The sequence below is a fragment of the Corynebacterium sp. ES2715-CONJ3 genome (assembly GCF_024814365.1).
In the GTDB taxonomy this organism is placed as follows: domain Bacteria; phylum Actinomycetota; class Actinomycetes; order Mycobacteriales; family Mycobacteriaceae; genus Corynebacterium.
Genome location: NZ_JANUXS010000005.1, coordinates 198750 through 212440 on the forward strand (window position 1 = coordinate 198750; position 13691 = coordinate 212440).

The window sequence follows — 13691 nt, forward strand, 5'->3', positions numbered from 1 at the left end:
ACTTGAGAGAGAGCTTTTCACGTGGTTGATAAGAAAAAAGGTCGCGCTGACGCGGCGAAACCGAAGAAAAATGCAGGAAAGAAATCGAAGTGGATCTTCTCCGGCCTCGCGGTTGCGCTCACCACGCTTATTGCGGTGCCCTTTCTAATCTTTATGGTGGCCTATATCTCCATCGAGGTACCGCAACCTGGGGAACTAGTAACCAAACAGGTCTCTCGCATTTATGCCGCCGATAGCAAGACGGAACTAGCCCGCATTGTTCCAGCGGAAGGAAATCGCGAGGAGATAAGTCTCGATCGTATTCCTCCGCAAGTGCGAGATGCCGTCCTGGCGGCGGAGGATCGTGATTTCTACGAAAATAACGGTTTTTCCTTTACTGGTTTTGCGCGCGCCGCTATAGGCCAGCTCACCGGAAACAGCTCCGCCGGCGGCGGCTCCACCATTACCCAGCAATATGTAAAAAATATGGTGGTAGGCAATGACTACTCCTATAAGCGCAAAGCGCGGGAATTGGTGTACTCGGTCAAGATGGCCAATGAGTGGGACAAGAATCAAGTGCTCGAAGCGTATCTCAACACCATTTATTTCGGCCGTAATGCCTATGGAATCGAAGCGGCCGCCCATGCCTATTTTGGTACCACTGCTGGGGATCTGAGTGCGGAACAGGCCGCGGTTCTTGCCGCGTCTATCCAGCGCCCATCCGAATTAGACCCATGGAAGAACCGCGCAGAGGCGGAAACCCGCTGGAATTATGTGCTCGATGGCATGGTGGACGAGGGATGGCTCAACCCCGATGAGCGTGCAGCGGCGGTCTATCCAGAGACCATCGATCCGGCCTTCAATCAGGCCTATACCGAGGCGGAAGGCACGAACGGCCACATCAAAAACCAGGCCATGGCAGAATTAGCTGCCCACGGTATCAGCCAGGAGGATGTGGAAACCCGAGGTCTGCGCATCATCACCACCATTGATACCCAGGCTCAGCAGGCTACCGTCAACACTGTGCGCTCTAACCTGGAGGGCCAGCCAGAGAATTTAAGAACCGCTGCCGTATCGGTGGAACCAGCTACCGGTGCAGTGCGAGCCTATTATGGCGGCGAGGATCCCAATGGTTGGGACTATGCCAATGCCGGCTATCAGACCGGCTCGACCTTTAAGATCTTCGGCTATGCCGCGGCCCTCCAACAGGGTGTCTCCCCGAACCGCCTCTACTCCACCGCCCCCTTCACCCTGGGCAATAACGCCCAAGTTCAAGGCGGAGGGTGTGGTGGCGCCTGCACCATGAAAGAGGCGTTGAAGCAGTCTTTGAACACTCCCTTCCTTCGGGTGCAAAAATCGCTCGATAATAACACCCAAGATGTGGCGGATATGGCGCACGCTCTTGGAGTTGCGCGATCGTTTACCGGAACAGAGGAAACACTAACTGAAAATGGTGGACAGCCCTATGAGGGCGTAATTTTGGGACAATATAGCTCCCGACCTCTCGATATGGCGCACGCCGTAGCAACCTTGGCCAATATGGGCATTTGGCACGAGGTGTACTTCGTCGAGCGCGTGGAGACGGGCGACGGTGAAGTTCTCTACCAGCACGAAGTAGGTGAAGGAGAGCGCCGAGTAGCACGCAACGTAGCCTCCAATACCATCGATGCTATGCTCCCGATCGCAGCTTGGTCGAACTACAATGTCCTCAACGATGGCCGCCAGTCTGCTGCCAAGACTGGCACCCAGCAGCTCGGTGATACCGGGCTCAATAAGGACGCGTGGATGGTCGGTGCCACCCCACAGCTGGCCACTGCCGTATGGGTGGGCACGGATGATTCCTCGGCTATCCTCAATGCCGGAGGCGGCTCCATCTATGGCGCCAACCTGCCCACGACTATCTGGAAGGGAGTTCTTGATGGTGCACTAGCCGGGCGCGCCGTTGAAGAATTCCCCGCTGCTGAGCCGCTCGGGCAAATAAGACGTACCGACTTTGTCGGAGATATGGGGACCAATAGTAGTGGACAGTTCTACTATCAGAGTCCGCAGGCGCCTGCCGCTCAAACCCCTGAGGCTGTGGAGGAAGCACCACCCGTAGCCCCTCCTGCTCCCGCTCCTGCTCCAGCGGAACCTGAGTATGTTGAGGTTTTCCCGGGTATCAACCTCCCGGCCGAATTATTTGGCCAGTAGCAACCATCACCACCGCCTATACGAGCGGTGGTGATTTTCTTTATGTTGCAAGGTACATTAGGGACACGAACAGAAAGGACCGCGGTGGCAGCACATACTTTGGTGGCGATTATAAGCGTGATGGTGGGCTTTGCACTTTTCACCGGCTCTTTTCTCTCTCACTACTATGACAAAAAACCTCAGCTCACCTGGAGTCTCTTTAGCATCGCACTGGTATTTATCACAGTAATTCCTGTCATCATAGGAGTGGCGGTCTCGCTCTAACCGGCAGGCCCAACTAGGAAAAGAATCGACTTTCGGCACGGAATGCGATATTTTAGAAAGGTTGCTGACGCAACAAGACCCTCCTGCCACACCCACCCAGGGTGCGGCCGACTCAAAATACTATTAAGACCATAGGAGGTGATGAGGTCCGTGCGTCACTACGAAATTATGATCATTCTGGAACCATCCCAGGATGAACGCACCGTTGCCCCGTCCCTAGACAAATTCCTTGAGGTTGTCCGCAAGGAAAACGGCACCGTGGAAAAGGTTGACATCTGGGGTAAGCGCCGCTTGGCCTACCCAATTGAGAAGAATGAGGAAGGCATTTATGCCGTCGTCAATCTTCACTGCGAATCTGCTACCGTCCAAGAGCTTGACCGTAGGCTGAATCTGAGCGATAGCATTCTGCGTACCAAGGTCCTGCGCGGAGATAAATAAGTCCCTACTAAAATCCACAGTATTCGGGCAATCCTTATACGAGCCCTCGCGCTCAACGCCCCGCAATGGTGGAATACTAGGACAGCGATTCTTCTCGCTCCCATCTACTCATTTATCCCTAGCAGCATCTATTCGATCTACATTACGCAGATAAGAGAGGCACGATCATGGCACAAGGTGACGTCACTATGACGATTGTCGGCAATATTGTCGCCGACCCCGAACTCCGTTTTACCCAGCAGGGCGCAGCGGTAGCAACCTTTAGGGTTGCCTCCACCCCGCGCCGGTACGATTCCCAATCGGGCCAGTGGGTAGACGGCGAGGCACTGTTTTTGTCTTGCAATATCTGGCGCCAAGCCGCTGAAAACGTCGCAGAATCCCTCAAGAAGGGTATGCGGGTTATCGTAACCGGTCGGCTCAGGCAGCGTTCCTACGAAACCCGCGAGGGTGAGAAACGCACCGTTATGGAGCTCGAAGTAGATGAAGTAGGCCCATCTTTGCGCTACGCTACTGCCGATATTGTCCGCAACCCTCGTGAAGGTGGCGGCAATTATGGTGGCGGCGGTAACTACGGTTCCCGCCCCCAGACGGGATCGGCTCCGCAAGGACGATCCGGTGGCTATAGCGATAGCGGATCAGGCAGTTTCGGCGGCCGTTCTGAGGCCCCGAGCAATGACCCCTGGGGTTCGGCCCCCGCAGCTGGCGGATTTGGTGGCGACGAAGAGCCTCCCTTCTGATCCTAGCCGGATCAGCAGAGAACGCAGAACCCGTAAGCACATCACAGATATCACCCTTTTCTTCCCCTTCAACTGGGAAGATATGAAAACCACGAAAGGCAGGGATCATGAGACTGATCCTCACCGCCGCTGTCGAGAACCTCGGTGTCGCAGGCGACATCGTCGAGGTTAAAGACGGCTACGGACGTAATTTGCTGCTTCCCCGCGGCCTGGCCATTGTTGCCACCCGCGGCGCAGAGAAGCAGATTGAGGGCATCAAACGTGCCCAACAAGCTCGCGAGATTCGCGACTTCGACCATGCTCGCGAAGTGAAGGCAGAGCTGGAGGCGCTTGAAGGCGTCACCGTTTCTGTGCGCACTTCTGAGAAGGGTAAAATCTTCGGCTCTGTTAGCGCTGAAGATATTGCCGCAGCTGTGAAGGCAGCCGGCGGACCTAACCTGGACAAGCGTGCAATTGTACTGCCAAAAGGTCTTGTTAAGACCACTGGTTCGTACCAGGTAGACGTGAAGCTACACTCCACGATTGTAGCTACCGTGAACTTTCAGGTCGCAGCTGCCTAGAGAATAGGCAACCGCGACGGTGGGCTTGAATTTTTAAAAGCTCTCCCAATGACAACAGCACATTCGAGGCATCCCTTTAGCGGGGGATGCCTCGAATGATTTTTATCCTGTGTACAAGGTGTGGATAACTTCGTCCAGCTCAAACCCATAAGCCTTGTGGTGCTGTCAAGAAGTTCGTGATGTCAAATGCTTCCCCTTGAAAGGGGTAGGGCGCCTAGTGGTACCCACAAAATGCCTCCGAACTGGACTTTTGCTTGTATGGAGAAGGCAAAACGGGCATCCGCACACGCTTATCCACACTCGCACCTGCGTCTTCGAGGCGCTATCCACAACTCCGGTCAACTTATCAACACCCCCTGTGGATAACTATTGATCTCCGGTATGCAGGTCCGCTATATTCGCTGGCTAAATCCATCTCCCTGCCACCCCCTTTTAGCTACTGTTTTAAGGGATATACCAACTACCTCCGAGCCTGGATTCACGGAATCACAGAATCACACAATCACGGAATGCCGAAGGGGTCTCATGCCTCATTACCTCCCGCCCGCCATCTCTGAGTACGCTCTGCTCGGCGCTAACGGTCAACTCGCTCTCATATCACGCCATGGCAGTGTGGACTGGTTATGCTTACCTCAGGTTGATTCTCCATCAATTTTCGCCGCCGTACTTGGCGATGAGCGCCATGGTCGGTGGTTTTTGGGGCCACACAATCCCAAGGATTGGCACTGTCACCGCGAATATCATTACGACGGAAGACAACTCACGAGCGTCTACAGTACCGCTGTAGCGGAGTTTAGCCGCACAGATACCCTTAATATTGAACACGGAACTGTTATCTTTGATCGTGAAATTCGAGGGATACGCGGTCAAGCCGATATCAATCACGAGCTAATTATCGGAGTCGAATATGGACGCTCAGCGGTTGAATATAATTCTCCAAGCATCAGTACTCACCAGTGCCATGGAGTTGATCTCAGTATCGATAGTCCGGACATTCCACCAACTATTAGGCAGGGTGATATCTTTCGGGTGCGTTTGACGTGGCCCTACGTCCTCCCCCACCCAGCCTATGCCCTACAAACGCATTCGCTAGAAGAATCGAATGAAATACTGCGAGCGGCCTCGCGCAGTGCTCAAGTACTACGACAATTGTGCCATCCATCAGGAGCCATTATTGCTGCACCCACAACCTCTTTACCTGAGAGGCCAGGCGGGAGCAGAAACTGGGATTATCGCTATGCTTGGTTGCGCGATAGCGCCTTTAGCATCCAAGCTCTAGCGCGAGCATATAGTTTGGGTGTCAGCCCCAATCCGATCTCATATATTGATCGGTGGAGACAATGGGTTGCATTAGCTGTACGCGATTATAAAATCATGTACCGCGCTGATGGTAGCACTGATCTGCTGGAACAGGAATTGCCCCATCTACCGGGGTATCGATCCTCTCTGCCGGTGCGCATCGGCAACGGTGCTAGCGAGCAATTCCAGGCCGACGTGGCCGGTGAAGTGCTTATCGCTTGCCAGGAATTGCGGGATCGAGGCTACCCCGATACTTACGAATCATGGCAGGCACAGCTGATCATTACGGATGCCATGATTGAGCGGATAGCGGACAAGGATCGCGGAATCTGGGAAATGCGCGGAGATCTTCACCATTTCACGCATTCGAGGGCCATGATCTACGGAGGCCTGCGAGCGATGCTCCACCAAGCACACAGCCATAAAGTAGATACCCAGACGCGCTCACTCTGGCACCACACCGCGATGGATATTCGACAAGAGATTTTTCAGAACGGAATCGAGCCTGAGGGTCAATATTTTTGCCAAACCTATGATTCCCCACATGTTGACGCAGCCCTTCTGCAACTCCCCTACTCGGGATTAATCTCCTGGGCCGATCCGTTATTGGCGCGCACCGTTGAGCGCATCACGGAGACGCTAGCCAGCCCCTCTGGCTTGATCTACCGCTACGCTACCGAATCCGGGATCGACGGCGTGGAGGGAGGGGAATTTCCCTTTCTCATCTGTAATTTTTGGCTGGTGGAATACTATGCGCGTACCGGTGAGATGTCGCAAGCACACAAATTGTTCTCATCGCTTCTTCAGGCAGCCAATGATGTGGGGTTGCTAGCGGAGGAATACGATGCGCACAACCACAGACTATGGGGGAATTTCCCGCAGGGATTCTCGCATGTGGGAGTGATCGGTGCAGCCGGTGCACTGTTAGATCCGATATCTAAGAAGCGCACCGTTTTTAGCGTCGCTCAGGCGTAGGCGATAATGGTAGACAGACCACGGTGGCAGAGAGCCGCTGGATATAACTAGATGGAGAAAAGCGCTCGATATGACAAATTTTCCAGATACCAATTTCGATGACGACGCGCAGGCCCCAATTTACTCGCAGGCAGTGCCGAAAGAGGATATCCCAGTAGCTGAACCCCGACAGTTTCGCTCCTATCAGCAACGCGAGACCGCCCCATCGGTGGACGATTACCGGCAACCTCCCTTTGACCTAGCGGCCGAGCAAGGCGTGTTGGGAGCGATGCTGCTGAGCGGCTCCGCCGTGATCGATATGATCGATATCCTCAGAGCAGAGGATTTTTATCGCGTTGCCCATCAACTTATTTTTAACGCGATGATCGAACTGTTCTCTGAGTCGCGCGAAATCGATCCGGTGATCGTGGGTGGACGCCTCGATCGCTCGAATGATTTAGAGCGTATCGGCGGCGCCCCCTATCTCGTGCAACTTATCTCTTCGGTTCCTACCTCCGCTAACGCTAAGTATTACGCTGAAATCGTGGCGGAGAAGGCGCTTCTGAGGCGCCTCGTCGAGGCTGGAACTCGGGTAGTGCAATTAGGTTACGAGGGCACCGAGGGTGCCGAGGTTGATGCCGTTATTGACCGAGCTCAACAGGAAGTCTTTTCCATTACCCGCACTAACGCCACCGAGGACTATATGGTGATAGGCGATATTTTGGAAGAAACCCTCGCTGAACTCGATAGCATTTCCGACGGCGGCGGCCTAGCTCAAGGGGTCCCTACTGGTTTTGTGGATCTTGACCGGCTCACCAATGGTTTACACGCAGGTCAGATGATCATTGTGGCGGCGCGTCCGGGCGTTGGAAAGTCAACGATAGCGCTCGACTTTGTCCGCTCATGTGCCATTAAAAACAATAAAGCAGCCGCAATCTTCTCTCTCGAGATGAGCAAATCCGAGATCGTCATGCGCTTGCTCTCGGCGGAAACAGAAATCAAGTTAACCGATATGCGCAGCGGTACCATGACGGACCAGGACTGGCGGGTAATCGTCAGCCGCACCGACGAGCTTAAGGATGCCCCCATCTTTATCGATGATTCCGCGAACCTCACTATGATGGAAATCCGCTCAAAAGCACGTAAATTAAAGCAGAAGCACGATCTGCAACTAATCGTCGTCGACTATTTACAGCTCATGAGCAGTGGCAAGAAAACCGAATCACGCCAGCAGGAAGTTTCCGAATTTTCCCGTTCCTTAAAGCTTTTGGCAAAGGAGCTGGAAGTGCCGGTGGTGGCCATCTCCCAGCTCAACCGTGGCCCTGAATCGCGCACGGATAAGCGCCCGCAATTGGCTGATCTGCGTGAATCTGGATCTCTGGAGCAGGACGCCGATATGGTGATGTTGCTCTACCGCCCCGATTCACAGGACAAAGAAGATAGCCGCGCGGGCGAGGCCGATATTATTTTGGCAAAGCACCGCGGTGGGCCTATTGACACGGTACGCGTGGCCCACCAGCTACACTTTTCTCGCTTTGCCAATATGCCGCATTAATTAGCGTCCGAAAGCCTTCAAGCGCAGTGAATTGCCCACTACAAATACTGAACTTAAGGCCATTGCGGCACCCGCAAACATGGGATTTAACAGGCCGACGGCTGCTACCGGGATCAAGATGACGTTATAGGCGAAAGCCCAGAACAGATTTAATTTGATCGTTCTAAGCGTTGCCCGCGACAGCTTAATGGCTAGCGGTATATGTTGTGGATCGTTATTCATGATCGTGATATCGCTTGCTTCGATTGCAATATCGGTGCCCGCGCCCATTGCCAAGCCGAGATCGGCCTGAGCAAGGGCGGCTGCATCATTAATGCCATCGCCGACCATCGCCACCGTTTCACCACGACGCTGCAATTCCTGCACGCGTTCTACCTTTTGTTCCGGCATGACGGAGGCAAAGATATGACTATCATCAATGCCTACTTGACGCGCCATGAACTGGGCAGCGCCTCGATTATCGCCGGTGAGCATATAGGGTACAAGCCCTAAAGAACGTAGTTCATCAACTGCCCCAGGAGCCCCGTCTTTGAGTTGATCGCGCACCGCAATGAGGGCGTGATAAACACCATCGATGCCGAGTAATAGCACTGTGGCACCACTGGCTTCAAGGTCCCGAATGTCTGACGCCACCTTGGCATCAACAGACGTGTGCGGCTTTTCTACAACGACTTTTTTCCCTGCTACCGTTGCTGCGACTCCGCGGCCTGGGGTCGAATAAAAATCCGTAATCTCTGGCAGAGGACGAGCCTGTGTGTGCAGCAAGGCGCGAGCAAGGGGGTGCTCTGAGCCCTGTTCCACGGCAGCAGCATATCTGAGGGCTTCGTCGCGGTTTAGCTCGCTCTCCGGAAGCAATGATACCGTGTCCACTGTCATTTCACCCTTGGTGATAGTGCCTGTCTTATCGAGCACGACCGCCGTAATCCGACGAGTATTTTCCAAAATCTCTGGGCCTTTAATGACAAGACCGAGTTGTGCACCACGACCCGCGCCCACGAGTAGCGCAGTGGGAGTAGCGAGTCCGAGAGCGCACGGACAGGCGATGATAAGGACGGCGACTCCGGTAGCAAAGGCGTCTGACGAGCTAGCATTCAAAAGGAAGAAGTGCACCAAGACGGTAAGAACCGCAATGACGACCACAATGGGTACGAATACCTGGGAAATTGCGTCCGCAAGCTTTTGCACGGGTGCTTTTTTTGCTTGGGCTTGGGTCATCAATTCCGCAAGTTGCGCTAAAGCGGTATCTTTACCTACCTTGGTGGCCTCGACCAAAAGCCGTCCGGAGGTGTTGAGAGTTCCACCGAAGACCTTATCGCCCACGGCTTTGTCAACGGGTACTGATTCGCCAGTCAGCATGGATTCATCGACCCCTGAGTGCCCCGCGGTGATGATCCCATCGGTGGGAATCTTCTCCCCCGGCCGCACGACAAGGATCGAGCCCACATCGACTAATTCGGTGCGGCGGCGATGTTCCGAACCGTTTTCTAGAATGGTTGCCGTTTTTACCCCGAGGTTGAGAATTTCTTGCAGGGCTTGGGAACTCCTCCCTTTTGCCCGGGTTTCGAACCATCGGCCGAGAAGAATAAAGACGATCACTACCGCGACGGATTCAAGGTAAATATGATCTCCGCTGTGGTCACTATGCGATGAGAAGCTCATGGCCATGCGCATTGTGTTCTCTCCGGCATCTCCGAGGAAGAGCGCATAGATACTCCACGCGAAGGCGGCGGTGGTGCCCAAAGAAATCAAGGTGTCCATAGTGAAGGAACCGTGACGAAGATTGCGAACCGTAGCCTGATGGAAAGGCCAGCCCCCATAAAAATATACTGGACCAGTGAGAGCGAAACAGAGCCACTGCCAGTTATCGAATTGGGTGGCGCTAAACATGGAGAGCACAAAGACGGGTAGCGCCAAAATACTTGAAATTGCCAACCGGTTGCGCAGTTGCTGAGCATGCATGTCGCGGGCTCTATCGATTGGTGAGATCTCAGTTTCTTCCTCTGAACCCGGTTCCTGCGGGCTCTTTGGTGGATCATTGAGAATGAATGAGTCGTAACCGGCAGCCCTGATAACCTCGGCTAAATGTTCTGGATTCGTACTCGTGGGATCGTAGTCCACAGAGGCGGTTTCAGTGGCGTAATTAACAGCGGCCTGAACCCCATCGACCTTATTTAGTTTGCGTTGCACCCGAGTCGAACATGATGTGCAGGTCATGCCGGTAATCCCGAGCTCGATATGGCTAGATGATAAAGCGGGGGCGCTACTCACACTTCTCCTTGGGTTGAAAATATTAAAGGCTCATACCACCGTCGTAGGATGCTGGTACGAGCCCTAGTTTAATGAGAACTCACCCCATCAGGTGATGGGGTTGCTATGACTCTTTGAGGGTGTAGCCAGCCTCGGTAATAGCAGCGGCGACTTCCTCGTCGCTAAATCCTTGGCCAGTAACGCAGACGCGTCCGGTCTCGAGATCTACCTCGACACCCTCGGTGCCGGGAATCTCATCGATTTCCTCGGTGACTGAGGCGACGCAATGCGAACACGTCATGCCGGAAACATAGTAGTTTTTCACCACGGTAAATATCCCTTTCACTAGGTATTTTCTTCTCTTGAATACGCCTGCTGAAAGCGTTTCGTGCACGATTGTTTGACCATGAATACACTGGGGCGGTGGGAGTACCCCGCCCTCAATTAAGAAACAATCATTCTCAATAGTAGGAGATAAATAGACAATGGCACTCGTTAATGTAACTGAAGACACTTTTGAATCAACGGTCACCGCAGACGGTATTGTTCTCGTTGACTGCTGGGCCGAGTGGTGCGGACCGTGTCGACAGTTCCTGCCGGTTTATACCAAGGCTGCCGATAAGCACGAGGATATTACTTTCGCTAAGCTCAATACTGAGGAAAATCAGGGATTGGCTGCTGCTTTGCAAATCATGTCCATCCCTACGTTGATGGCTTTCCGGGATGGCATCATGGTCTACCGTGAAGCAGGAGCCCTGCCAGCGGCAGCTTTGGATGATCTCATTAGCCAGGTGCGTGCGCTTGATATGGATGAGGTACGTCGGCAAGTAGCTGAGCAGCAAGATAACGCTTAGGCGCCTACATTTATCCCAGTATTCGCGTGCGTGAATACTGGGTTTCTTCTTTTGGGCTGAAGAGGGCGCGCGTCGGTCTTATAATGGTCTGAAACAAGGAAATTGAGAAAGGCAGCGCGCATATATGGCTCACTTTATGGCGAGGGGTATCAAGCGTCTTCGGGCTGCTTTATCGAGCTCTAACCCAGAGCTGCAGCGCCTTAAGAAGAAATTCTCCGCCACCGAGGATGAGTATCAGCGCATTTGGTCTCAAGCAAGTGCTGCGGAGGCTCAGCTAAAGCAACTGAGCGAACGTCGAGCTCGAGCCGCTCAACGAAGTGAATTACTGGCTGCAAAAATTCGAGAATTGCTGATATTAGCAAACCATTACCGCCGCTATGAGCTCCCGAGAAATGCACATGCGACCATGCAAGAAGTTTATATTTATGCTGAACAGCTCATCGGCCTCGACGATGCCATAGAACAGATGGACGCCCTCGCCAGCGAAGCGCAACAACAGAAAGAACAAGCAGCTAAGCAGCTGGCAAGGGTCGCCGCGGATCTATCAGATCAGTTAGCACACCTGACTGAACCAGGGAACGGGGTCATATCGACAGGTCCAGACGTCTCAGACTTAGATATTATTCCCATTGATACCGCGTTCAGTGAAATCAGAGCTTCATTGCACGCGCGCCATGATCAAGCGCTTACTATGCATACCTTGCTTGACGATGACGCGCGCCAACGGATGAAAACTATTGAGGAACCGCACCCTGAAAGTCGAGTGGCTCAACGTATTGCGGCGCTTGAGAAAGAGCTGCGGTTCAACCCTTGAAAGCCTGACCTATTTAAAGGCCTAGCCTAGTCGGGGCGATTACCCAATAGTATTCCGCGCATTCCAGAGTGAAATCCGTCGCGGAGATTGACCCGCTGAGACTCGGTGAGAGTGTACTCATGGAGGGTTTCGCAGGCAAATTGCAAAAGCGGCCGATCGATCTCGGGCGGAAGCCCACCTCCAGTTAGGGTATGGGCATCATCAAGTTGCTCGGGGCTGGCGGCCTTCTCATACCACCAAATTGCGTACTGTTGACCCACATCAAAGGGGCTACAAGAGCCACTTGATGTCCACACCTCATTAGGGAGGGGCACATACCGCGACCGGAGCTTGCGCCGTGGAGCCATCATGGAGGGACTCGGCACAGGGCGTTTCGCCGGTGCATCGGTGGGAGAAGGACTGGAGTCTCCAGTATTGACCGCAGCTGAGTATTCTACGTTTTCTTCTATCGATACCGATCGTACGCCGTCTTTAATCTCCTCGACGGAGTTGCGTTCTACTTTGATCGATTCGACAGCCACGTGATGTGGCGGCGGAACTTCGGTATCGGGGACTTGCGCGACGATCTCCGCCTCATTCTCGACTATAACCTCGTTCTGCTTCTCGGGCTGATGATCTTCTTGGAGTTCTTCCGAGTTCTCAGCGCTTTGATATTCATAAGGCTGTTGGAAATTATCCGCTGCATCAGGATCGAAATTCTCTTTGTACTCAGGATGGTCAGCACTGTCTTTTGATTCTTCCTGCTGGATACGCGGAGGCAGAGGCCCCTCGAGAACCTGCAATTGCATACAGTCCTCAAAGTCCATGCGAGGATCTAAAATTGTGGTGGTATCGCAGGAGAAGCGCAGTGCAGAGGACATCGACTCCCAGCCGAAACCATAAAGGTGTACACGGATGCCGTTATCCACAGCTTCCTGTACACCTGGAATCATATCGGCATCCCCGGAGACGAGCACCATATCAGTTACTTCGCGACGTACTCCGGCGAGCACCATATCGGCAACCAGACGGGTGTCGACTGCTTTCTGAGTACGGCGCTCACCCCACTCAATCAACGATCCAGCACGTAGCTGCACACCTGCACAGGTCCGCAACGATCGTTGATAACGGTGAGGGCCGGTATCGGGAATACCGTCGTACCACAGTTGGCGATGAACGGGTTGACCTAAACTTTGCTCGACCATACTGCTTAGGACTCTAACTACCTCAGGAAGATCAATCTCTAATTGTGAGCGGGCGCCCGTTTCCCAAGCATTGTAAAAACTGGCTAGTAGATACGAGGTATCTACATAAATTTGAGTGCGTTCAAGCATGATAATTCTAATATTCTTTCTCTAAGTAACTTTTTATATAGGCCCTTACTCGACCCGTATCTCACAGTATAAGGCGTATCGAGCTGAGCCGTAGATTTGCTCCTTTACGACCCTACTCCACGCCAGTGGGACCGGGCCTATTCAACCCTGCTTTCTGTTGAACCCACGTTTAGTGAGTTCAAAATTCTTATTTATAGCTTGTGTGCTGGGGATTTGTGTGTTTGGTGTGGGGTGTGTAGTTTTATGTGGGTCGTTGCGGCCAGGGTTGGTCGTGGTGGTGCATGAGCTTGGTGCGATTTGACGCTGTGTGGTGTTAGGTTGTATGGTTTGTGGTTGCTGCGCATGTGGTTTGTGTGTGGTGTGTGTTGTTTGAGAACTCAATAGTGTGCCAATTGTTTTTTTGTTTTTTTTGATTGCAGTTGGGTTGTGTTGGTGAATGGTGTGGTGTTTTTGGTGGCCGGTGAGTGTGGCTTGCTTGGTTTTTGAC

The 13691-nt window shown here is 53.2% G+C and carries 12 protein-coding genes and 2 pseudogenes; 9 read left to right on the forward strand and 5 right to left on the reverse strand.

Translation table 11 applies throughout. The features are described from left to right. Positions 1–21 precede the first annotated feature (21 nt). The 7 genes from NXT00_RS07700 (at position 22) to dnaB (ending at position 7976) form a co-directional block, all read left to right on the forward strand. Complete coding sequence (locus tag NXT00_RS07700) at positions 22–2169, forward strand: transglycosylase domain-containing protein (RefSeq protein WP_396124765.1); 2148 nt, start codon at positions 22–24, stop codon at positions 2167–2169. 84 nt (positions 2170–2253) lie between these two features. Then, positions 2254–2433 (forward strand): hypothetical protein, encoded by a 180-nt coding sequence (locus NXT00_RS07705; RefSeq protein WP_259079668.1) that lies wholly within the window; start codon positions 2254–2256, stop codon positions 2431–2433. A gap of 150 nt (positions 2434–2583) precedes the next feature. Continuing rightward, entirely contained in the window at positions 2584–2871 is a 288-nt protein-coding gene (gene rpsF / locus NXT00_RS07710; RefSeq protein ID WP_259079599.1) for a 30S ribosomal protein S6, read from the forward strand. A gap of 167 nt (positions 2872–3038) precedes the next feature. Beyond that, complete coding sequence (locus tag NXT00_RS07715; protein WP_259079601.1) at positions 3039–3608, forward strand: single-stranded DNA-binding protein; 570 nt, start codon at positions 3039–3041, stop codon at positions 3606–3608. A gap of 107 nt (positions 3609–3715) precedes the next feature. Beyond that, positions 3716–4168 (forward strand): 50S ribosomal protein L9, encoded by a 453-nt coding sequence (rplI, locus tag NXT00_RS07720; RefSeq protein WP_259079606.1) that lies wholly within the window; start codon positions 3716–3718, stop codon positions 4166–4168. A 525-nt stretch (positions 4169–4693) separates the two neighbouring features. Then, positions 4694–6442, forward strand: a complete 1749-nt coding sequence (locus tag NXT00_RS07725) for a glycoside hydrolase family 15 protein (protein ID WP_259158625.1) — start codon at positions 4694–4696, stop codon at positions 6440–6442. 70 nt (positions 6443–6512) lie between these two features. Continuing rightward, positions 6513–7976 carry a replicative DNA helicase gene (gene dnaB, locus NXT00_RS07730; protein WP_259079614.1) on the forward strand — a complete coding sequence of 488 codons (1464 nt, stop codon included), beginning with the start codon at positions 6513–6515 and terminating at the stop codon, positions 7974–7976. On the opposite strand, the gene NXT00_RS07735 is transcribed toward dnaB, so the two are convergent. Continuing rightward, on the reverse strand, positions 7977–10190 hold the full coding sequence (locus NXT00_RS07735; RefSeq protein ID WP_259158641.1) for a cation-translocating P-type ATPase: 2214 nt from the start codon (positions 10188–10190) through the stop codon (positions 7977–7979). Positions 10191–10347: 157 nt separating this feature from the next. Then, positions 10348–10551, reverse strand: a complete 204-nt coding sequence (locus tag NXT00_RS07740; protein WP_259079616.1) for a heavy-metal-associated domain-containing protein — start codon at positions 10549–10551, stop codon at positions 10348–10350. Positions 10552–10708: 157 nt separating this feature from the next. Between NXT00_RS07740 and trxA the strand changes: the two genes are divergently transcribed. After that, a complete protein-coding gene (gene trxA / locus NXT00_RS07745) occupies positions 10709–11077 on the forward strand; it encodes a thioredoxin (protein WP_259079622.1) in 369 nt (122 codons plus the stop codon). Positions 11078–11201: 124 nt separating this feature from the next. Then, the gene (locus NXT00_RS07750; protein ID WP_259079623.1) at positions 11202–11891 is read left to right on the forward strand and encodes a hypothetical protein; all 690 of its coding nucleotides are present in this window, start codon (positions 11202–11204) and stop codon (positions 11889–11891) included. A gap of 26 nt (positions 11892–11917) precedes the next feature. Here the strand turns inward: NXT00_RS07750 and NXT00_RS09470 are convergent. From NXT00_RS09470 to NXT00_RS07760, 3 genes and pseudogenes are all read right to left on the reverse strand, one after another. Beyond that, a pseudogene (locus NXT00_RS09470) lies at positions 11918–12277 on the reverse strand (NYN domain-containing protein); the annotation flags it as partial. Between the two features lie 362 nt (positions 12278–12639). Beyond that, a pseudogene (locus tag NXT00_RS09475) lies at positions 12640–13204 on the reverse strand (NYN domain-containing protein); the annotation flags it as partial. Positions 13205–13345: 141 nt separating this feature from the next. Beyond that, positions 13346–13691: hypothetical protein (locus tag NXT00_RS07760; RefSeq protein ID WP_259158626.1), on the reverse strand; the 346-nt coding region annotated here is incomplete at its 5' end.

Excerpts from the sequence above, each read along its gene's own strand:
- NXT00_RS07715 (WP_259079601.1), top strand. The coding sequence starts at position 3,039 with ATGGCACAAGGTGACGTCACTATGACGATTGTCGGCAATATTGTCGCC.
- rplI (WP_259079606.1), top strand. The coding sequence starts at position 3,716 with ATGAGACTGATCCTCACCGCCGCTGTCGAGAACCTCGGTGTCGCAGGC.
- NXT00_RS07725 (WP_259158625.1), top strand. The coding sequence starts at position 4,694 with ATGCCTCATTACCTCCCGCCCGCCATCTCTGAGTACGCTCTGCTCGGC.
- dnaB (WP_259079614.1), top strand. The coding sequence starts at position 6,513 with ATGACAAATTTTCCAGATACCAATTTCGATGACGACGCGCAGGCCCCA.
- NXT00_RS07735 (WP_259158641.1), bottom strand. The coding sequence starts at position 10,190 with ATGACCTGCACATCATGTTCGACTCGGGTGCAACGCAAACTAAATAAG.
- trxA (WP_259079622.1), top strand. The coding sequence starts at position 10,709 with ATGGCACTCGTTAATGTAACTGAAGACACTTTTGAATCAACGGTCACC.
- NXT00_RS07750 (WP_259079623.1), top strand. The coding sequence starts at position 11,202 with ATGGCTCACTTTATGGCGAGGGGTATCAAGCGTCTTCGGGCTGCTTTA.